Annotated in this window: 17 protein-coding genes; 10 read left to right on the forward strand and 7 right to left on the reverse strand. The window is 69.2% G+C overall.

Annotated features, from left to right (window positions below):
• The first annotated feature begins 35 nt into the window (after positions 1–35).
• The 3 genes from JHY01_RS10395 to JHY01_RS28100 all read left to right on the forward strand — a co-directional run bounded on the left by JHY01_RS10395 (position 36) and on the right by JHY01_RS28100 (position 3978).
• Entirely contained in the window at positions 36–1358 is a 1323-nt protein-coding gene (locus JHY01_RS10395; RefSeq protein ID WP_205325564.1) for a M20/M25/M40 family metallo-hydrolase, read from the forward strand.
• A gap of 260 nt (positions 1359–1618) precedes the next feature.
• Complete coding sequence (gene abc-f / locus JHY01_RS10400; RefSeq protein ID WP_205325594.1) at positions 1619–3250, forward strand: ribosomal protection-like ABC-F family protein; 1632 nt, start codon at positions 1619–1621, stop codon at positions 3248–3250.
• A 461-nt stretch (positions 3251–3711) separates the two neighbouring features.
• Complete coding sequence (locus JHY01_RS28100) at positions 3712–3978, forward strand: substrate-binding domain-containing protein (protein ID WP_205325565.1); 267 nt, start codon at positions 3712–3714, stop codon at positions 3976–3978.
• Here the strand turns inward: JHY01_RS28100 and JHY01_RS10410 are convergent.
• A complete protein-coding gene (locus tag JHY01_RS10410) occupies positions 3932–4276 on the reverse strand; it encodes a hypothetical protein (RefSeq protein ID WP_205325566.1) in 345 nt (114 codons plus the stop codon). The two genes, JHY01_RS28100 and JHY01_RS10410, sit on opposite strands and share 47 nt — an antisense overlap.
• A gap of 414 nt (positions 4277–4690) precedes the next feature.
• Between JHY01_RS10410 and JHY01_RS10415 the strand changes: the two genes are divergently transcribed.
• A complete protein-coding gene (locus JHY01_RS10415) occupies positions 4691–5227 on the forward strand; it encodes a histidine phosphatase family protein (RefSeq protein ID WP_205325567.1) in 537 nt (178 codons plus the stop codon).
• Positions 5228–5251: 24 nt separating this feature from the next.
• Here JHY01_RS10415 and JHY01_RS27710 read toward each other — a convergent pair whose 3' ends face one another.
• Positions 5252–6088 carry a helix-turn-helix domain-containing protein gene (locus JHY01_RS27710; RefSeq protein ID WP_205325568.1) on the reverse strand — a complete coding sequence of 279 codons (837 nt, stop codon included), beginning with the start codon at positions 6086–6088 and terminating at the stop codon, positions 5252–5254.
• A gap of 73 nt (positions 6089–6161) precedes the next feature.
• Here JHY01_RS27710 and JHY01_RS10425 point away from each other — a divergent pair, with 73 nt between their 5' ends.
• Positions 6162–6659: a VOC family protein gene (locus tag JHY01_RS10425; protein ID WP_205325569.1), complete on the forward strand. Its 498-nt coding sequence runs from the start codon at positions 6162–6164 to the stop codon at positions 6657–6659.
• Between the two features lie 39 nt (positions 6660–6698).
• On the opposite strand, the gene JHY01_RS10430 is transcribed toward JHY01_RS10425, so the two are convergent.
• Positions 6699–7673, reverse strand: coding sequence for an aldo/keto reductase (locus JHY01_RS10430; protein WP_205325570.1), 975 nt, complete (start codon positions 7671–7673; stop codon positions 6699–6701).
• 130 nt (positions 7674–7803) lie between these two features.
• Here JHY01_RS10430 and mshC point away from each other — a divergent pair, with 130 nt between their 5' ends.
• From mshC to JHY01_RS10445, 3 genes are all read left to right on the forward strand, one after another.
• Entirely contained in the window at positions 7804–9045 is a 1242-nt protein-coding gene (gene mshC / locus JHY01_RS10435) for a cysteine--1-D-myo-inosityl 2-amino-2-deoxy-alpha-D-glucopyranoside ligase (RefSeq protein WP_205325571.1), read from the forward strand.
• A 71-nt stretch (positions 9046–9116) separates the two neighbouring features.
• Complete coding sequence (locus tag JHY01_RS10440) at positions 9117–10772, forward strand: enoyl-CoA hydratase-related protein (protein ID WP_205325572.1); 1656 nt, start codon at positions 9117–9119, stop codon at positions 10770–10772.
• 84 nt (positions 10773–10856) lie between these two features.
• The gene (locus tag JHY01_RS10445) at positions 10857–11744 is read left to right on the forward strand and encodes a phenylalanine 4-monooxygenase (RefSeq protein ID WP_205325573.1); all 888 of its coding nucleotides are present in this window, start codon (positions 10857–10859) and stop codon (positions 11742–11744) included.
• A 59-nt stretch (positions 11745–11803) separates the two neighbouring features.
• Here JHY01_RS10445 and JHY01_RS10450 read toward each other — a convergent pair whose 3' ends face one another.
• From JHY01_RS10450 to JHY01_RS10465, 4 genes are all read right to left on the reverse strand, one after another.
• Entirely contained in the window at positions 11804–12520 is a 717-nt protein-coding gene (locus JHY01_RS10450; protein ID WP_205325574.1) for a PspA/IM30 family protein, read from the reverse strand.
• A gap of 51 nt (positions 12521–12571) precedes the next feature.
• Positions 12572–14557, reverse strand: a complete 1986-nt coding sequence (locus JHY01_RS10455; RefSeq protein ID WP_205325575.1) for a TPM domain-containing protein — start codon at positions 14555–14557, stop codon at positions 12572–12574.
• A 132-nt stretch (positions 14558–14689) separates the two neighbouring features.
• Complete coding sequence (locus tag JHY01_RS10460; protein WP_205325576.1) at positions 14690–15328, reverse strand: pyridoxamine 5'-phosphate oxidase family protein; 639 nt, start codon at positions 15326–15328, stop codon at positions 14690–14692.
• A gap of 26 nt (positions 15329–15354) precedes the next feature.
• On the reverse strand, positions 15355–15501 hold the full coding sequence (locus tag JHY01_RS10465; protein WP_205325577.1) for a hypothetical protein: 147 nt from the start codon (positions 15499–15501) through the stop codon (positions 15355–15357).
• A 101-nt stretch (positions 15502–15602) separates the two neighbouring features.
• Between JHY01_RS10465 and metH the strand changes: the two genes are divergently transcribed.
• Both metH and JHY01_RS10475 read left to right on the forward strand, forming a co-directional pair.
• Positions 15603–19142 carry a methionine synthase gene (metH, locus tag JHY01_RS10470; protein WP_307814370.1) on the forward strand — a complete coding sequence of 1180 codons (3540 nt, stop codon included), beginning with the start codon at positions 15603–15605 and terminating at the stop codon, positions 19140–19142.
• A 123-nt stretch (positions 19143–19265) separates the two neighbouring features.
• A complete protein-coding gene (locus JHY01_RS10475) occupies positions 19266–19823 on the forward strand; it encodes a thymidine kinase (RefSeq protein WP_205325578.1) in 558 nt (185 codons plus the stop codon).
• The last annotated feature ends 72 nt before the right edge of the window (positions 19824–19895 follow it).

Below are 19895 nucleotides of genomic sequence, written 5' to 3' on the forward strand. Positions count from 1 at the left end.
CGCGGTCCGTTGTCTCGGCTTGATAGAACTCATGGATGGCTGAAACCGCGAACCCGCCCCGCCCGCAAGACGAGGTCGTCGACATCGCGCGCGACCTCATCCGCATCGACACCACCAACACCGGCGACAACGCGACCGCCACGGGCGAACGCGCCGCCGCCGAGTACGTCGCGGAGAAGCTCGCCGAAGTCGGCCTCGAGCCGAAGATCTACGAATCGGCCCCCGGCCGCGCCTCGGTCGCCTGCCGCTACCCCGGCGCCGACGCCACCCGCGGTGCCCTGCTGCTCCACGGCCACCTCGACGTCGTCCCCGCGGAACCCGACGAGTGGACCGTCCACCCCTTCTCCGGCGAGATCAAGGACGGCTACCTCTTCGGCCGCGGTGCCGTCGACATGAAGGACTTCGACGCGATGCTCCTCGCCCTCGTGCGCGACTGGAAGCGCCGCGGCAAGGTTCCCCCGCGCGACCTCGTCCTCCTCTTCACCGCCGACGAAGAGGCCGGCTCCGACTACGGCGCCCGCTTCATGGTCGAACAGCACCCTGAAGTCTTCGAAGGCGTCACCGAAGCGGTCGGCGAAGTCGGCGGCTTCTCCGTGACCCTCCCGAACGACCTGCGCGTCTACGTGGTCCAGACCGCCGAGAAGGGCCTCGACTGGCTCCGCCTGCGCGCCACCGGCCGCCCCGGGCACGGCTCCATGCTCCACGACGACAACGCCGTCACCCGCCTCACCCGCGCCGTCGCCAACATCGGCCAGCACGAGTTCCCGGTCGAGATGACCCCCACGGTCCGCCAGTTCCTCGAATCCGTCTCGGAGCTGACGGGCATCGCATTCGACCCGGACAACCCCGACGAGACGGTCGCCAAACTGGGCCCGGTCGCCCGACTCATCGGCGCGACCCTCCGCAACACCGCCAACCCCACCCGCCTCAACGCGGGCTACAAGACGAACGTCATCCCCTCGACCGCCGACGCCGTCATCGACTGCCGCTCGCTCCCGGGCCGCAACGACGAACTCGAAGCCGTCCTCCGCGAACTCGCCGGCGACGGCATCGACTTCGAGTACGAGATCCGCCAACCCGGCTACGAGACCTCCTTCGACGGCGTCCTCGTCGACGCGATGGCCGAGGCGATCCGCCAAGCCGACCCCGGCGCCCGCACCGTCCCGTACATGCTCTCGGGAGGCACCGACGCGAAGGCCTTCGCGACCCTCGGCATCCGCTGCTTCGGCTTCGCGCCCCTCAAGCTGCCCGCCGACCTCGACTTCACCGCCCTGTTCCACGGCATCGACGAGCGCGTCCCGCTCGACGGCCTCAAGTTCGGCGTCGACGTCATGGACCGCTTCGTCAGCCGGTCCTAGCCTCGAGAACCCAACGGGCCCCGCACCAGTGAGCGCACTCACCGGCGCGGGGCCCGTCGTTCTCTGGACACCGCTCAGCAACCGCGACTACAATCGGACGCGATGTTGATTTTCTTCTTCTAGAAGCAGCCAGGTCACCGCGTAGAGCCACGCTCCGCGACGACCGTCCGGGCACGCATCGCAATCCTTGAAGCCGAGCGCTCATCCGCGTGCCGTCCAACCGCAATCCCGACGCGTACGACTGCATTCTGGAGGCGCCCATGTTCCCCCATGCTCAACTAGCCCTTGTAGACGTCACCAAGCGCTACGGTGACAACCTCGTCCTCGACCGCGTCACCTTCACCGTCAGACCGGGGGAGAAGCTCGGCGTCATCGGCGACAACGGCTCCGGCAAGTCCACCCTGCTCAGGATCATCGCCGAAGTCGAAACGCCCGACAACGGCGAGCTGACGATCGCCTCCCCGGGAGGCATCGGCTACCTGCCGCAGCAACTCGACCTTCCCGAGCACGACACGGTCGCCGACGCGATCGACCTCGCACTCGCGGACCTGCGCGAAATCGAACAGGCCATGCGCGACACCGAAAAGACGCTCACCGACGGCGACCAAGCCGCCGCCGAGCACTACGCCGACCTCATGGCCCGCTTCGAAGCCCGCGAAGGCTGGGGCGCCGACCTCCGCGTCGATCAGGCCCTGGCGGCTCTCGGCCTGCCCGACCTCGACCACGACCGTCCCCTGGGGATGCTCTCAGGCGGCGAGCGATCAAGACTCATGCTCGCCGCCACCCTAACGGCCCGCCCCGCCCTCCTCCTGCTCGACGAACCCTCGAACGACCTGGACGACGACGCCGTCACCTGGCTCGAAGCGCAACTGCGCGAATGGAAGGGCACCGTCGTCGCGGTCACCCACGACCGCGCTTTCCTGGAGGCCGTCACCACCACCATGCTCGAAATCGGGGACCGCAAGGCCCGCCGCTACGGCAACGGATACAGCGGCTACCTCATCGCCAAAGCGACGGAACGCCAACAGGCCCAGGAGGCCTACGACCGCTGGAACGCCGAAGTCGCCCGCCAGGAAGGCATCGTCGACCACAACGCCGACCGCATGGCCGCGATCCCGAGAAAGCTCCCGATGGCCAACATGTCCACGGGGGCCTTCCGGGCCCGCAACCGCGATCACGGTGCGGGCAGCCGTATCCGGGTCGCGAAACAGCAGCTGGAACGGTTGAAGGCCAACCCGGCCCCGCGGCCACCCGAGCCGCTGCGTTTCAGCCCCGACCTCGCCGTCACCGGCTTTACAGCCGACGCCCCGGCCTTGCGGCTGAACGGCATCCGAGTGGGCGACCGCCTCAACGTCGAGGCCCTCTCGATCGCAAGAGGCGAACGCATCCTCATCACCGGCCCGAACGGAGCGGGAAAGACCACCCTTATGCGCGTCCTCGCAGGAGAACTCGAACCCGAAGCAGGCCGGACCGAACGCAACGGAGCCATCGGCCACCTACGTCAACTCGCAGGCCCGGGATCGGCTCGGGAATCGGTACTCCGGGCCTTCGCCGCGGGCGGGATCGGCACCCTGGAAGAGCACGCCGAAAACCTCGACCGCCTGGGTCTGTTCACCCACGATGAATTCGGAAAGCCGGTCGCGACCCTCTCGGTGGGCCAACGCCGCCGCCTCGAACTGGCCAGACTGGTGAGCCGCCCAGTCGATGTCCTCCTCCTTGACGAACCGACCAACCATCTGTCCCCGCTGCTCGCAGAGCAACTCCAAGAAGCCCTGGTCGACTACAAGGGAGCGGTGGTCCTGGTAAGCCACGACCGCCGCCTCCGCGAGTCCTTCCAAGGCCGCCGCCTGCGAATGGAGGCAGGAGTCATCGAAACGATCATGGCCTCTTGAACGACGACGTGGTGAGCCGCGTTTCCGCCGGCTCGTGGCATTGCCGGGCCGGGTCCTCTGATGCCCGACCTGGCATTGCTGTTCGCGCTGGCGGTCTTACCGGTGTGTGCCTCGTTCTGGACACTGCCTCCGGTCGAGGTGATCCCGACCGGCAATCTCCCACCCAGCACGTCCCAAGGAAGGGCCGTGGTCCGCTGTGGATCCCGATAGCACGCGGGGACTGAGCGCGATGCCCTTGTTCAGGAGCAGTTGGCTCGGAATCGGTCCGGTTTGGGTTTCGGCCAGAGGCTTGGCGTAGTCTGCTTGCACCTACTCGCCACCTGTACGTTTTCCGTATCCCTGTGCGTACCTCAATCATCCCTCGCGTGACCCCTGACTGTCATCACCCACAGGGATAGAGGGCCCTCAAATTTCGTCCCGACCATCTCCGGTGCGAATCGCACTGCGAGGAAGTCATCGGGGTGGACGGTCCGGGTGACATCTCAGTTGCGAGCTTCGACGGTCACCCGCTCGCCGAACTCTGGTCCCCGCCGCTCACCACGGTCAAGCAGGACTTCGTCGGCCTGGGCCGCCGCGGCTTCCAGCTCCTGCAGAAGCGATGGACGAAGAACCTCCCGCTGCTACTCCTCGGAACGCCCCAAGATCGTCTTCCGCGACAGCACTGCCCCGCCCCTCGCCCGGTTAGTGCATCGCGATGCCGAGGCAGGCGATGTGCTCAACCCCGGTGACCTCGAAGAAGGTGTAATGCTTCACCGGGCCGTCGAGCTGCTTCTCGCAGTAGGGCCGCTCCCAGTCCTCAGTGCTCTTCATAGAGTCGCGAACCGGAGACGACACTGCAAAGTAGTCGGCCCACATCGAATCGCAGGAGTCCACTACCAGGTACTTATCGCCCAGGTACTTGTTCACGCAGTGGCCGGAGGCCGAGGCGATCTGGTTGGGCGCGAACAAGAACACCGACGCGATGAGGGCCGCGAGGCCCACTCCGAGGGAGAGGATCGCCGCTCGGCGGCGCTGAGGGGACTGCATGCCCTTCACTCTAGCCTCAGCCAGTTCACCTGCGAAAATGTGTGCTTAGCACGGCGTCGAAAGTTCATTGCGCGACTGTCGGTGACGGCCGTGGGGGCGTGTCCGACTGGTTGGGACGCAAGGAGTTCGAGTGAACGGGGACGCGACCGCCATCGCCCACCACAAGGCCGCAGCCTCGGCAGCCGCCTGACCGGCCTCGCCCGCCTCTACGGCGAGATCACCCGGACCGTCCACCCCGATGACTTCCATAACCCACTGGTCAGAGTGGATATGCGACCACAACGAGCAAGCACGCCGATCCCACTACCGGCGACGAAACGACCACCAGCCGTCATGGCATCACAAACTTCCGCCGCCGTACTAGGGTCGGATCGATGAGATCCTTGAAGCTTTGCGCGATCGTGAGGCCCAGCGATGTCCATTGAGGTCGTATACGAGACGCACTCGATCACTGAGGACAATGAGCGCGGCCTCGCGACCGGTTGGCTGCCGGGGCGCCTGTCGCAGCGCGGCCGCGAGCTCGCCGTGGACCTCGGTCGCCGTCACCGGAAGTCCCCTCCCTCGGTCGTGCTCACCTCTGATCTCGCGCGCGCCGTGGAAACCGCTCGAATCGCATTCTGCGACACCGGTATCCCGATTCTCCAGGACACGCGCCTGCGTGAATGCGATTACGGCGACCTCAACGGCCGTCCGGTGGCCGAACTCGCTGCGGTCCGCTCAGCGCACATCGATCGTCCCTTCCCCGGCGGCCAGAGCTACCGCGAGGTCATCGACGCCACCCGTGAGCTGCTTCGCGAACTCGCCGCTGAACGTGACGGCCAGAGCGTGCTCATCATCGCCCACTCGGCCAACCGCTGGGCGCTGCAGGTCATCCTCGGCGGCGAGCGGATCGAAGACCTTGTTGACGCGCCGTTCCATTGGCAACCCGGCTGGCGCTACCGGCTCGACTGAGATGCCCGCGGGCATGCCGGCGGCTCAGCGAAGAGCGAGGACGAGTTCCCTTCCCTCCGTGGCACATTGAGCCGCGTACTCCGATGGCGGGAAACCGATGAGGTCTTTGAAGTCGTGAGTGAAATGGGCATGGTCGGACCAGCCGAGCTCTGCCGCGAGGCGGGCCAGGTCCGTCTGCGGGTCCTCGGCGAGTCTGTCGGCCGCGTCGTGGAGCCGGTACCGCTGGATCAGCGTCTTCGGGCCGAGACCCAGATACTCCTGGAAGAGGCGCTGCAAGGTCTTGGGGGACATGGCGAATCGGGCCGCCAACTGGTCCACCCGCGTGATCGACCGGTCCTCCAGCATCGCCCGCACCACCGCCAGGACCCGCCCGTACCGGGGGTCGGGCCGCTCGGGCACCCGGTCCGCCAAGTAGCGCGAGACCACCTGGATGGCGTCGATATCGTTGCCGCTCATCACGATCGCGCTGAGCTCGTCGACCTCGGGGCCGAACACCGTGGCCGCGCCCGCCGACCAGTCCGCCAGCGCGGCGCCCTCGACCCCGCTGTACGCCGTGAATCCGCCCGGCCGGAACTTCACCCCGAAGACGCGCCCGCGCCCCGTGAGCGGATGCCGGGAGACCGCGATGCCGGGGCCGTGCAGCTCCGCGCCGATCCCCGGCATGAAGCTCAGGTTCACGCAAGGGTGGGGGATCACCACCGACTCGTAGGAAGTGCCGTCCGGCAGGTCCCAGTGGACCGACCAGTACCGCTCGACGTACTGCCCGAGCAGTCCCGTCTCGCGGTATCGCCGCAGGTCGATGTACTGCACGGCCTCCTGCGGTCGCAGCAGGCCCTTGTCGCTCGCGGTAGCTCCGTTCACGGCTCCGATGCTAAGCCGGAGGTGTGACGCTTTTTTACAAGCGCGCGCCGGACCGGGAGGCGAGACTGAACCCATGATCAACGAAACCAGCAAAGACGCCAAGGTGAACCCGATCCCGGAGGGCTACCACTCGATCGTGCCGTTCATCGTCGTCAACGACGCCGCCAAGGCCATCGAGTTCTACAAGGAGGTCTTCGGCGCGAAGGTCCTCATGCGCAACGACGCGCCGGACGGCTCGGTCATGCACTGCGACCTGCAGATCGGCGACTCGGTCCTCCAACTGGGGGACGCGAACCCGCAGTGGGGCCTCGAATCGCCGAACGCCGAGCAGATCACCGGGTCGCTCGCCCTCTACGTCGAGGACTGCGACGCGGTCTACGCCAAGGCCGTCGAGGCCGGCGCCACCGTGCGCGAGGAGCCGAGCGTGTTCCTCACCGGCGACCGGTACGCGTCGATCGCCGACCCGTTCGGGCGCCGCTGGTCGATCATGACCCGCGTCGAGGACGTCTCGCACGCGGAGGCCGAGCGCCGGATCAACGAGTGGATCGCCTCCATGGGTGAAGGCCGGTAGCGGCTTCGAGGCCGGGGCGGGCCGCAAGGCCCGCCCCGCTCAATAGCTCTCCGGATAGCCCACCGTCGGCGCGGACACGTCGTCCAGCGCCAACCGGATCTCCGGCGGCAGGAACAGCTGCTCGGCCGCGAGCGAGGCCCGCAGCTGCGTCGCATTGCGCGCCCCCACGATCGCCGAGGCCACGCCCGGCTGGTCGCGCACCCAGGCCAGCGCCACTTCGAGGGGGCTCACCCCGAGCCCCTCGGCCGCCGTGGCGCAGGCCTCGACGATCCCGGCCGAGCGTTCGTCGAGGTACACCCCGGCGAACCGCGACCACTGCGCCGAGACCGCCCGCGAATCGGCGGGCCGCCCGAAACGGTACTTGCCCGTCAGCACGCCGCGCCCGAGCGGTGACCACGCGAGCACGCCCATCTCCAGGGCCAGGCACGCCGGAAGCACCTCCCGCTCGACCCCGCGCTGCAGCAGCGAGTACTCGACCTGGTTGGCCACGATCGGCGCCCGTCCCGGCCACGCCGACTGCCACGCGAACGCGCGCGCCGTCTGCCAGCCCGTGTGGTTCGAGAGGCCCACGTACCGCACCTTCCCGCTCGACACCGCCGCGTCGAGGACCGACATGGTCTCCTCGAGCGGCGTGTCCGGGTCGTACACGTGCAGGATCCACAAGTCGATGTAGTCGGTGCCGAGCCGCCGCAGCGACCCCTCGAGCGACCGCATGAGCCACCCGCGCGAGGTGTCCCGCTTGCGCGGCGCTCCGTCCGTGCGGACCCCCGCCTTCGTCGCGATGTGCAGCTCCGAGCGGGCCACGATCTTCCCGATGAGCTGCCCGATCACCGCCTCGGCCGCGCCCTGCCCGAACACGTCGGCGGTGTCCACGAGCGTGCCGCCGGCCTCCACGAACGTCTGCAGCTGCGCCGCGGCATCCTCGAGGCCGGCCTCGTCGGTGGTCCACGTCATCGTCCCCAGGCCGAGCGAGGAGACTTCGATGCCGCTGCGTCCAAGTGGTCGGCGTTCCATGAGCACACAAGTTACATCGAGTGATCTTCGCATGAAAGCCTCAGGTGCGCTTGGAAGGACAACGAGTGCGCATCGGACCTGGATTTCCGGCACTGGCCGGTCGGCCGGGATTCGAAATATGATCGCGGGCATGGATTCCTGGACCGCCCCGCACCTGCCCGCCCTCCCCGGCCACGGCCCCGCCCTGCGCCTGCACGACACCGCATCGGCGGGCCTGCGCGAGACGGTCAAGCCGGGAGCCGAGCGCGCCTCGATGTACGTCTGCGGCATCACCCCCTACGACGCCACCCACCTCGGCCACGCCGCCACCATGATCGCCTTCGACCTCGTGCACCGCTACTGGCTCGACCAGGGCCTCGACGTCCACTACGCCCAGAACGTCACCGACGTCGACGAGCCGCTCTTCGAACGCGCCGAACGCGACGGCACCGACTGGCAGGTCCTCGGCCTGCGCGAGACCGCCCTCTACCGCGAGGACATGGAGGCCCTCCAGGTCCTCCCGCCCCGCCACTTCATCGGCGCCGTCGAATCCATCCCGTCCGTCGGACGCGCCGTCGCCCGCCTCCTCGAGACCGGCGCCGCCTACCGCCACGAATCCGGTGACATCTATTACGCCGTCGAAGCGCACCCCGCCTTCGGCGGCGAATCGAACTACGACCGCGAGACCATGCTCCGCTACGCCCGCGAACGCGGCGGCGACCCCGAACGCGAAGGCAAGCGCGACCCCCTCGACGCGATCCTGTGGAACGCCCCCCGCGAAGGCGAACCCTCCTGGGACTCGCCCGTCGGCCCCGGCCGCCCCGGCTGGCACATCGAATGCGCCTGCATCGCCCTCGACCACCTCGGCGAGACCATCGACGTGCAGGGCGGCGGCAACGACCTCATCTACCCCCACCACGAGTTCTCCGCCGCCCACGCCGAATCCCTCACGGGCACCAGCCCGTTCGCCCGCACCTACGTCCACACCGGCATGATCGGCCTCGACGGCGAGAAGATGTCGAAGTCACTCGGCAACCTCGTGTTCGTCTCCAAGCTCCGCGCCGAAGGCGTCGACCCCGCCGCCGTCCGCCTCGCCCTCCTCGCCGACCACTACCGCTCCGACCGGCAGTGGAGCGCCGCCGCGCTGGCCGAAGCCGAACTGCGCCTGGGCCGCTGGCGCGAGGCCGTCGCCCGCGAGCTCGCCGCCCCGGCCGGCGCGATGCTGAAAGCCGTGCGCGAGCGCCTGGCCGACGACCTGGACACCGCCGGGGCGCTCGCCGCGGTCGACGCCTGGGCGAACGAGACCCTCACGGACGGCGGCGAGGACCCCTCCGCGCCGGACCTTGCCCGCGACACTGTCCGAGGACTGCTCGGAATAGACTGCACGCGCTGATTGTGCGAATTGCCGAGTATCGGTACGCTCACAGGTGAGCGTGGCCGACTCCCCGTCCCTCTGGAGTCGAATTGAAGATCCTGCTGCTGGCGTCCGCATTCAATGGACTCACCCAGCGCGTCTGGTGCACCCTGCGCGAGCAGGGGCACGAAGTCGGCGTGGAACTCGCCCCGGCCCACAGCGACCCCGGGACGCTGATCCGCGCGGTCGAGCGCATCGACCCCGACCTCATCCTGTGCCCCTTCCTCAAGCACCGCGTGCCCGAGGACGTGTGGCGGCGCTGGACCACCGTGATCGTCCACCCCGGACCGGTCGGCGACCGCGGACCCTCCTCACTCGACCACACCCTGCTCGGCCAAGGCCCCCGCTGGGGCGTCACCGCGCTCTCGGCGGTCGAGGAGATGGACGCCGGACCCGTCTGGGCCTGCTCCACATTCGACGTCCCCGAGGGCATCACCAAGTCCGCGCTGTACAACAGCCGCGTGGCCGACGCCGCCATGGAATGCGTCGCCACCGTCATCCGCAAGGTCACGAACGGCGAGCGCCCCGTCCCCGCCGAGGAGCTTCCGCTGCCCGTCCCGGGCACGGGCGAACTCCCGCTCCTGCGCCGCAGCGCCTTCGCGCTCGACTGGCGCGCTTCGGCGGCCGAACTCGCCCGCCGCATCGCCGCCGCCGACGGCGCCCCCGGCGCTCCCGCCGTCCTCGACGACCGCACCTACTGCCTCTTCGACGCCACGGCCACCGGCGAACACACCGGTGCCGAACCCGGCACCATCGTCGGCCGCGACTGCGAATCCATCGCCTTCGCCACCGGCCGCGGCACCCTCTGGGTCGGCTACGCCGCCCTCCTCGAGAAGAAGCGCGGACCCAAGCTCCCCGCCGCGATGGTCATCGACGCCGCCGGCGCCCCCTTCAAACCCGCGCCCGAGGCCATCGCCGAGACCGTCTACCGCCGCGAAGGCGACATCGGCTACCTCACCATCCGCTCCTACAACGGCGCCATGCACACCGAGCAGTGCCGGCGCCTCACCGGTGCCGTGGAGAAGGCCCTCACCGAGGACACCCGCATCCTCGTCCTCACCGGCACCGAGCACGCCTTCTCCAACGGCATCCACCTCGGCGTCATCGACGCCGCGGCCGACCCCGCCGCCGAGGCCTGGGACAACATCAACGCCATCGATGAACTGTGTCTCGCCATCGCCGGGGCCGAGCAGCTCACCGTCGCCGCCTTCTCCGCGAACGCGGGCGCGGGCGGCGTCATGGCCGCCCTCTGCGCCGACGTCACCGTCGCCCGCGACGGCACCGTCCTCAACCCCTACTACGACATGGGCATCTTCGGCTCCGAGCTGCACACCTGGTCGGTCGCCAACCGGGTCGGCGAGCGGATCGCCGCCCGCCTCCTGGGGGAGAAGCTGCCGATCTCGGCCGCCGAGGCCCAGCAGGTCGGCCTCATCGGCGCGGTCGGCCCCCGGGACTGGGACGAGTTCCAGCGTTGGCTGCGCGCCGTCGCGATCGGCTACAACGAGCCGGTCACGCGGGGACGCATGTTCGCCGCGAAGGCCCGCCGGCGAGCCGAGTCGAAGCCGTTGTCGTACTACCAGACCATCGAGCTGGCCGAGATGGCTCGCGACATGTTCGACGACCGGCACGGCTTCGACGCCAAACGCCGCGCGTTCCTCGGCAAGTCGGCCCCGACCGAGACCCCCGAGAAGCTGCGTTTCCGCTAGTCCGAGAGGCCGCGCCGTCCGGAGAGGGTTTGCCAGTCTCGCCAGCGCGTTGACAGGCGCCGTCCCACCTGATGGACTGTGCTTATGTTCGAAGAAGGACAGTACTTCGCGCCGGTCAACACCGACGCCGACGGCGCGGTCGTCGTGGAACTGGGTGAGAACCACCCGGGCTTCGCCGACCCCGAGTACCGCGAACGGCGCAACGCCATCGCGGCCCTCGCATTGGACTGGAGGCCGGGCCTACCCATGCCCACGGTCTCCTATACCGACACCGAGCACGAGATATGGCGGCTGGTCAGCGCCGAACTCGCCATCAAACATCAAGCCCTGGCCAACCACGAGTACCTGGAGGGCGCCGAGCGCCTCAAACTCCCCGCCGACCACATTCCGCAGCTCCACGAGGTGTCCGAGTCACTGGAGCCGCTCACGGGCTTCAGTTACCTGCCCGCGGCGGGGCTGGTGCCACTGCGCGAGTTCTACGGGGTGCTCTCCGAAGGGAAGTTCCACGCGACCCAGTACATCCGCCACCACTCGGTGCCGCTCTACACGCCCGAGCCGGACGTCATCCACGAGGTCATCGGCCACGCGAACGCCCTCGCTTCGCCGCGTTTCGCCGCCCTGTACCGGGCCGCGGGCGAGGCGGCCCGGCGCGTCCATTCCGAAGAGGCGCTCGAGTTCGTCTCCCGCGTCTTCTGGTTCACCCTCGAGTTCGGGGTCATGAGCGAGAAGGACGGCCTCAAGGCCTACGGCGCGGGCATCCTCTCCTCGTACGGGGAGATCGACGAGTTCCGCGGCATGGAGATCCTGCCGCTCGACCTGGTCACGATGGGCACCATCGACTACGACATCACGAAGTACCAGGACCATCTCTTCGACGCCGGCTCGATGGAGCAGCTGGAGGACGTGGTGGGGGAGTTCTGGGAGACCTGCGACGACGAGTCGATCGAACGCCTCAAGGCCGGCGCCCGCTAGCCGCACGGCGAAGCGGCCGGGTGAAGGGCCCGGCCGCAAGAGGTCGGTGAACCCGGTGATCAGCCGCCGCTCTTGAGCGCGGCCATGCGGGCCTCGATCTCGGCGTCGTCGGCGAGTCCGGCGAGGCTCTCGAACTGCTCGTCGAGGGAGGACATCGAGAGTTCGGCCTGGCCGCGGACCTTGGCCTCCTCGCGGCGGACCTTCGCTTCGAAGCGGTTGACCTCGCTGAGCGGGTCCATGATGTCGACGCTGCCGATGGCCTCGTTCACCTGCTGCTGCGCCTGCGCGGTCTTGGCGCGCGCGGCCAGGCTGCTCCGCTTCGACTGCAGCTCGCTGAGCTTGGTCTTCATCTGATTGAGCGCGGTCTTGAGCTTGTCGACGATCTCCTGCTGACTCTGGATGGTCGGCTCGGCGGTCTTGATCTCCTTCTCCAGTTCGAGCTGCTTGCCGAGGGCCACCTTGACGAGGTTGTCGAACTTGTCGGCCTCGGCGGTGTTCCCGGCGGCGCGCAGCTCGTCGGCCTTGCGGCTGGCGTTGCGGGCCTTGTTCTCCCACGCCTGCGCGGCCTCCCTGTCGGCGGCGGCGTCCTCCTCCATCAGCCGCAGGTTGCCGATGGTCTCGGCGATGGAGCTCTCGGCGTCGGCGATGCTGTTCCTGTAGTCGCGCTCCATCTGGGCGAGCATCTTCTCCGGGTCCTCCGCGGCGTCGATGGCGTCGTTGATGTTCGCCTTGAGCAACTGGCCGATGCGGCCGAAGATCGACTGCTTCTTGGTCATTGGTCCTGCACCTTTCGGTTCGGTTTCAGTGGTCGCTGGTCGTCGGGGTCGTCAGAATCGGCCACCACCGCCCCTGCGGGTGCCCGCGCCGCCGAAGGAACCGGGCGAGGGACCGCGCCGACGCGACGAGCCCGGCGCGCCGAACCCGCCGCCGCGTCCGCCGCGGGAGCCGCCCAGCATTCCGCCGAGGAGGATGCCGCCGAGCATCGCTCCGGCGTTGCCGCCGGCGAAGCCGCCGCCCATGCCGCCACCGGGCCAGGCCTGGCCGCGGTAGGCGTTCACGTCCTGCTGCGCGAGCCGCGAGGCGGCCGCCGCGAGCTGGTCGGCGCGCTGCGCTTTCGCGAGGGCCTGGACGGGATCGGAGGGGGCGATCGCGCGGGCGGCGTCGAGCTGCTGGTTCGCCTCGTTGAGGCGGGTGCGCGCTTCGGTGCCGACGCCGCCGCGGTTGGTGTTGATGTAGTCCTCCACTGCTGCGGCGGTCGCGGAGGCGTTCGCGATCGTCTGCGCCAGTTGGGCTCTGGCGCTCTCGCGCTGCTCCTGCTCGTCCCGGACGGCCTGCAGTTCGCCGCTGACGGCGGCGTGGGCCTGCTCGAGGCGGCGTGTGCACTCGAGCGGGTCGATGGGCCCGGCGGCCTTGGCTGCGTCGATCGCGGTGATGACCGCGCGCGCGTCGGCGGCGGCCCTGCGGAGCCGTTCCCCGGCGGGTGAGCCGTCGGCCTTGCGCTCGGCTTCGCCGATGTCCTGGCGCAGGGTGGCGAGCAGGCCGGGCAGGCCCCGGGCGGCCGCGGCGAGTTCGGTCTGCCGCCCGATCACGGCGTCGAGCAGCTGCTTCGCCTGGGCGAGACCGCCCTCGGCGGCGCGCACACCGATCGCGGCACGGCCGCTCTCGCCGCTCACTAGCGCGCCGCGGGCCTCGGTGAGACTCCGGCCGGCGAACGCGAGCCGGTCCTCGGCGTCCCCGGCGTTCGAGGCCACGGTGTCGTACGCCGAGGCGGGATAGGCGGCCGCGAGCGACGCGAGCGCCTCCCTGGCGGCTCCGGTGCGCCCGGTGAGGGCCGTGGCGTCGGCGGTGAGCTTCTCGATCGCCTCGGGCGCGCGGCGGCCGAGGTCGCGCAGGTCCTCGAATTCGGCGGCGGCTCCGTCGAGCTCCGCGTCGGCCTTGGTGAGCCGGTCGATGATCTCGGTGAGCAGGGCGCGACGCTGCTCCTCGGTCTCGGGCACGTCGTCGTCGAGGGTCTGGCGCAGCCGGAACGCCTCCGTGAGCTCGCTCTTGGCGGTGCCGAGTGCCGCCGAGAACTTCGCGGTGTTCTCCTGCCCGAACTCGGCGATGGCGAAGCCGAGGTCCTGTTCGCTGGTGCGGATGGCGTCGTCGCCCTCCACCAGGAGCCGACTGGCTTCGTGGTCGAGGTCCTCGGTCGCCATCCGCCGGATCTGCTTGCCGCTCGGGGAGCCGGGCGTGCCGCGCCGCTTGCGCCAGATCAGGAAGGCGATGAGCGCGATGACGGCGAGGGGGAGCAGCGGGACCAGCCAGCCGACGCCCCCGCCAATGCCGGATTCGCCTCCAGCCTGCTCCCGGTAGCCGTCGGCGGCGGCGATCGCCGCCCCGGCCCAGTCGTCACGGGAGAGCGCGGGCTCGATCCGCGTCGCCGCGACCTCGTTCAGCTGCGCGTCGGTGAGGGGGAACCCGGCCTCGACCGACCACGAGTAGCGGCGGTCGCCGGTGGCGACGGCCAGCAGGATGTCGTTGGCGCCCAAGCCGCTGCGCATGGCCGTGCCGTTCGCCCAGTCCTGCGGTTCGGACCCGGAGAAGGAGTCCACATAGGCGACGTACAGGCCGATGGCGGCTTCGGAGCGGAGCTGGTCGATCGCGGCGTCGACCTCCGCGCCCCGGTCGCCGATCGCACCGACCTGGTCGGTGACCGGACCGGAGTCCAGGTCGATGGGGGCGACAGCGGCGGCGCCTCCCGCGAACACGGCGGAGCAGGCGAGCACGAAGGCGGCCAGTACGGCCGCCGCGTACTTCACTGTTGCCGACATCGGCGCCCCTGTGCCTTCCCGGGTCCTGAGCTGCGATTACTGCGATCTCAGGGTAAAGAAGAAACGACCAGGGTTGCCCGATTCGGCGAAAGTGCCCGCCGTGTCCGGATCGGCGGGTAAGAGCGCTCGCTCCTAGTACAGCCCGGCCTCGTACTTCGGGCCGTACTTCTCGACGAGCTCCTCCAGGGTCGCCTCGACGACCTGCGTCTCCTTGACCAGTTGCGCGTGCCGGGGCAGCGTGTCCGACGTCCAGGTCTCGGGCTTCCAGATCCCGGACCGCATCGAGGCCTTGCCGCAGTGGAAGTAGATCGTGTCGATCTCGACCACCAGTGCCAGGACCGGCTTGTGGCCCTTGACGACCATGTCCTCGAAGAAGGGCGCGTCAGAGACGACGCGGGCGCGCCCGTTGATGCGGAGGGTCTCGCGGCGGCCCGGGATGAGCGAGAGCAGGCCGACATGCGGGTTCGCGAGCACGTTGTGGTAGCCGTCGACGCGGTGGTTGCCCTTGCGCTCGGGGATGGCGAGGGTCGAGTCGTCGAGCACGTGGACGAGTTTCCCGGCCGGGTCGCCCTTGGGGGAGGCGTCGCAGTTGCCGTCGGCGTCGGCGGTCGCGACGACGCAGTACGGGGAGGCGGCGAGCCATTCGCGGTCGCGTCGATGGAGCGTCGCGCGCTCCTTGGTGGCCGCCTGGGACATGACCTCGCCCACGATCTCGCGGAGCTCGCCGGGGTCGGTGACTTCGGTCCACAGGTGACTGTCGAGCGCGTTCATCTGGGTCCCTTCGGAAGAGACGGCCGTTACGACCCGATGCTACGCCCGTCGCCACCGGAGCGCGAGCGCCGCTTCTCGGCGTCGAGGATGCCGTCGCGGACCGCAGAGCGGACGATCCGGTAGAAGACGTAGACGCCGATGAGATACAGCACAGGGATGAGGAGTGCTTCCATACGCCCCAGCCTATTCGACCTCGTGTGATCTTCGCCCGACACGAAGCCCATCCTGTGAAACCGAGTTCCCACTTGTCGGCACCCGCAAGTACCCTTGACCCGTGTCTGCGAAGAGTCTTTTCCTTGATGTCCTCAGTCGCCGCGTCGTGATCGCCGACGGCGGTATGGGCACCATGCTGCAGGCCTACGACCCGACCCTCGAAGACTACGACGGCTTCGAAGGCCTCTCGGACATCCTGTGCGTGACCCGCCCCGACATCGTGCTCGGCATCCACGACGCCTACCTGGCCGCCGGGGCCGACTGCATCGAGACCAACAGCTTCAACGCGAACTACGGCGGCCTCGTCGAATACGACATCGTCGAGCGCGCCCGCGAACTCGCCCGCGCCGCCGCCACCCTCGCCCGGCAGAAGGCCGACGAGTACGCCACCCCAGAGTGGCCGCGCTTCGTCCTCGGCTCCATGGGCGGCGGCACCCGCCTGCCCACCCTCGGCCACGCCCCCATGGCGCTCCTGCGCGACCACTACCAGGAATGCGTCCTCGGCCTCATCGAAGGCGGCGCCGACGCCATCCTCGTCGAGACCGCCCAAGACCTCCTGCAGGCCAAAGCCGCCGTCATCGGCGCCAAGCGCGCCAACGCCGAACTCGGCACGAACATCCCGATCATCGCCCAGGTCACCGTCGAGACCACCGGCACCATGCTCGTCGGCGGCGAGATCGGCGCGGCCCTCACCAGCCTCGCCTCCCTCGGCATCGACCTCATCGGCCTCAACTGCGCCACCGGGCCGGAGGAGATGAGCGAGCACCTCCGCTACCTCTCCCGCCACTCCCCGGTCCCGATCTCGGTCATGCCCAACGCCGGCCTGCCGACCCTCGGCCCCAACGGCGCTGTCTACCCGCTCACCCCCGAAGAGCTCGCCGACGCCCACGAGGACTTCGTCAAGAACTTCGGCGTCAGCCTCGTCGGCGGCTGCTGCGGCACCACCCCCGACCACATCCGCGCCGTCCGCGCCCGCCTCGGCGGCGCTCCCGAGAACCTCGTCCAGCCCAAGGAGCGCACGCCCGTCATCGAGCCGGGCGTCTCCTCCTCGTACCACCACGTCCCGTACCTGCAGGACGCCTCGATCCTCAACGTCGGCGAGCGCACGAACGCCAACGGCTCCAAGGCCTTCCGCGACGCCATGCTCGCCGCCGACTACGACCGCTGCGTCGAGATCGCCCGCGAGCAGGCCGGCGGCGGCTCGCACCTGCTCGACCTCTGCGTCGACTACGTCGGCCGCGACGGCGCCGAGGACATGCGCGTCCTCGCCTCCCGCTTCGCCACCGCCTCGACGCTCCCGATCATGCTCGACTCGACCGAGCCGAACGTCGTCGAAGCCGGGCTCGAAGCCCTCGGCGGCAAATGCATCGTCAACTCCGTCAACTTCGAGGACGGCGACGGCCCGAACTCGCGCTACCAGCGCATGATGCCGCTCGTCGCCGAGCACGGCGCGGGCGTCGTCGCCCTCTGCATCGACGAGGAGGGCCAAGCCCGCGACCGCGACTGGAAGGTCCGCGTCGCCGCCCGGCTCATCGACGACCTCACCGGCACGTGGGGCATGAAGATCCAGGACATCTTCGTCGACGCGCTCACCTTCCCCATCTCCACCGGCCAGGAGGAGACCCGCAAGGACGGCATCGAGACCATCGCCGCCATCCGCGAGATCGCCCGCCTCTACCCGGGCATCAACTTCACGCTCGGCGTCTCCAACATCTCCTTCGGCCTCAACCCGGCCGCCCGGCAGGTCCTCAACTCCGTGTTCCTCAACGAATGCGTCGAAGCGGGCCTCTCGAGCGCGATCGTCCACTCCTCCAAGATCCTGCCGATGGCCTCGATCCCCGAGGAGCAGAAGCAGGTCGCCCTCGACATGGTCTACGACCGCCGCACCGAGGGCTACGACCCGCTGCAGAAGCTCATCGAGATCTTCGACGGCGTCAGCCTCGCCGGCACCAAAGAGGCGCGCGCCGAAGCCCTCGCCGCCCTCCCCCTGGACGAGCGCCTCGCCCAGCGGATCGTCGACGGCGACAAGAACGGCCTCGACACCGACCTCGACGAAGCCCTCGCAGGCGGCAAGCGGCCCCTCGACATCATCAACGACAACCTCCTCGAAGGCATGAAGGTCGTCGGCGACCGCTTCGGCTCCGGCCAGATGCAGCTGCCGTTCGTCCTCCAGTCCGCCGAGGCCATGAAGTTCGCCGTCGCCCACCTCGAACCGCACATGGACAAGGCCGACTCCGCCGACAAGGGCACGATCGTGCTCGCCACCGTCCGCGGCGACGTCCACGACATCGGCAAGAACCTCGTCGACATCATCCTGTCCAACAACGGCTACACCGTCGTCAACCTCGGCATCAAGCAGCCCATCAACGCCATCCTCGACGCCGCCGAAGAACACCAGGCCGACGTCATCGGCATGAGCGGCCTGCTCGTCAAGTCCACGGTCATCATGAAGGACAACCTCGCCGAGATGATGGCCCGCTCGATGCACACGCGCTGGCCGGTCCTCCTCGGCGGCGCCGCGCTCACCCGCGCGTACGTCGAGGACGACCTGCGGGAGATGTTCGAAGGCGGCCAGGTGCATTACGCGCGCGACGCGTTCGAGGGCCTCGACCTGATGAACAAGGTCATGACCGCCCGCCGTACCGGCGTCCCCATCGTCGACGCCGAGAAGGAGGCGAAGATCGCGCTGCGCCGCGAACGGCGCGCCAAGCAGGCCACGATGGTCGCCGACACCCTCCCGGACCTCGACGACACGTCGGTGCGCTCCAACGTCGCCACTGACGTCGAGATCCCGGTGCCGCCGTTCTACGGCTCGCGCGTCGTCAAGGGCATCCAGACGTCCGAGTACGCCGCGCTGCTCGACGAGCGCGCCACGTTCCTCGGCCAGTGGGGCCTCAAGCCCGCCCGCGGCGACGGCCCCTCCTACGAGGAGCTGGTCGAGACCGAGGGCCGCCCGCGCCTGCGCTACTGGCTCGATCGGCTCGCCACCGACAACGTGCTCGAAGCGAAGGTCGTGTACGCGTACTTCCCGGCGTACTCCGAGGGCAACACGCTCGTCGTCCTCGACGAGAACGGGCACTCCGAGCGCGCCCGCTTCACCTTCCCGCGCCAGCGCCAGGGCCGCCGACTCTGCCTCGCGGACTTCTTCCGCGCCAAGGACGGCGAACGGCTCGACGTCCTCGGCATGCAGCTGGTCACCTTGGGCTCCAAGGTCTCCGAGTACACCAACGAGCTGTTCAAGGCCAACGCCTACCGCGACTACCTCGAGGTGCACGGCCTCACCGTGCAGCTCACCGAGTCGCTCGCCGAGTACTGGCACCGGCGCATGCGCCGCGAATGGGTCCTGCCCTCGGGCGGCACGGTCGCGGATGCCGACCCGGGCGACCTCAAGGGGTACTTCGACGTCGACTTCCGCGGCTGCCGTTACTCGTTCGGCTACCCGGCCTGCCCTGAGCTCGCCGACCGCGCGACCCTCGTCGATCTCCTCGGCGCCGAGCGCATCGGCGTCGAACTGTCCGAAGGGGACCAGCTCTACCCGGAGCAGTCCACCGACGCGATCGTCCTCCACCACCCCGAGGCGAGCTACTTCAACGCCAAGTAGACGACGCAGGGGCCCTACCAATCCATGGCTCGCAAGCGTCGCCAAGACTGCGCCAATGGGGTGTCGGGCACCGCGTCCCGAGGCGCTGCAGACGGCACGTCGCGCGTTCGGCACCATGGAGCCATGTCGCACGAACTCGTCGCCTATCTCGGCGTCATGGACGCAGGCAAGTCCACCCTCGCGCTCCAGTACCATCACTCCCTCGGCGGCACGGGCGTCGTCTACACCTCCATGGATCGCGGCGGCGAAGGCGTCGTCTCCAGCCGCATCGGCCTCAGCCACGAAGCTCGCGAGGTCAAGCCCGGCTTCGACATCTACGACGACCTCGCCGCCGTCAAACCCCCGTACGTGATCGTCGACGAAGTCCAGTTCCTGGAAGCGCCCCGGCAGATCAACCACCTCGCCGACGCCGTCGACGGCCTCGGCCTCGACGTGTACGCGTTCGGCCTCAAGACCGACTTCCTCGGACGCCTCTTCCCGGCCACCCAGCGGCTCATCGAACTCGCCGACCGCGTCGAAGAACTGCCCGTCCGCGTCAACTGCTGGTGCGGCGAGCGCGGCACCCACAACGCCCGTGTGCGCGACGGCGTCATGACCTTCGCCGGCGACCTCGTCGAAGTCGGCGACATGGACTCCTACACCGTCCTGTGCCGCCGCCACCACCGCGCCGGACTCGCCTAGGCCCGTCCCGAGGCGCTTCACCGGCGAGTTGTGTGAGCCGTCTCGCGGCTCCGCCTCGACGCGGGCCGGCCC

The organism is Glycomyces sp. YM15 (genome assembly GCF_016918015.1).
In the GTDB taxonomy this organism is placed as follows: Bacteria; Actinomycetota; Actinomycetes; order Mycobacteriales; family Micromonosporaceae; genus Glycomyces.

Bases quoted from the DNA above. Each gene is read 5' to 3' on its own strand.
- JHY01_RS10395 (WP_205325564.1), top strand. From the start codon at position 36: ATGGCTGAAACCGCGAACCCGCCCCGCCCGCAAGACGAGGTCGTCGAC.
- abc-f (WP_205325594.1), top strand. From the start codon at position 1,619: ATGTTCCCCCATGCTCAACTAGCCCTTGTAGACGTCACCAAGCGCTAC.
- JHY01_RS10410 (WP_205325566.1), bottom strand. From the start codon at position 4,276: ATGCAGTCCCCTCAGCGCCGCCGAGCGGCGATCCTCTCCCTCGGAGTG.
- JHY01_RS10415 (WP_205325567.1), top strand. From the start codon at position 4,691: ATGTCCATTGAGGTCGTATACGAGACGCACTCGATCACTGAGGACAAT.
- JHY01_RS10425 (WP_205325569.1), top strand. From the start codon at position 6,162: ATGATCAACGAAACCAGCAAAGACGCCAAGGTGAACCCGATCCCGGAG.
- JHY01_RS10430 (WP_205325570.1), bottom strand. From the start codon at position 7,673: ATGGAACGCCGACCACTTGGACGCAGCGGCATCGAAGTCTCCTCGCTC.
- mshC (WP_205325571.1), top strand. From the start codon at position 7,804: ATGGATTCCTGGACCGCCCCGCACCTGCCCGCCCTCCCCGGCCACGGC.
- JHY01_RS10445 (WP_205325573.1), top strand. From the start codon at position 10,857: ATGTTCGAAGAAGGACAGTACTTCGCGCCGGTCAACACCGACGCCGAC.
- JHY01_RS10450 (WP_205325574.1), bottom strand. From the start codon at position 12,520: ATGACCAAGAAGCAGTCGATCTTCGGCCGCATCGGCCAGTTGCTCAAG.
- JHY01_RS10455 (WP_205325575.1), bottom strand. From the start codon at position 14,557: ATGTCGGCAACAGTGAAGTACGCGGCGGCCGTACTGGCCGCCTTCGTG.
- JHY01_RS10460 (WP_205325576.1), bottom strand. From the start codon at position 15,328: ATGAACGCGCTCGACAGTCACCTGTGGACCGAAGTCACCGACCCCGGC.
- JHY01_RS10465 (WP_205325577.1), bottom strand. From the start codon at position 15,501: ATGGAAGCACTCCTCATCCCTGTGCTGTATCTCATCGGCGTCTACGTC.
- JHY01_RS10475 (WP_205325578.1), top strand. From the start codon at position 19,266: ATGTCGCACGAACTCGTCGCCTATCTCGGCGTCATGGACGCAGGCAAG.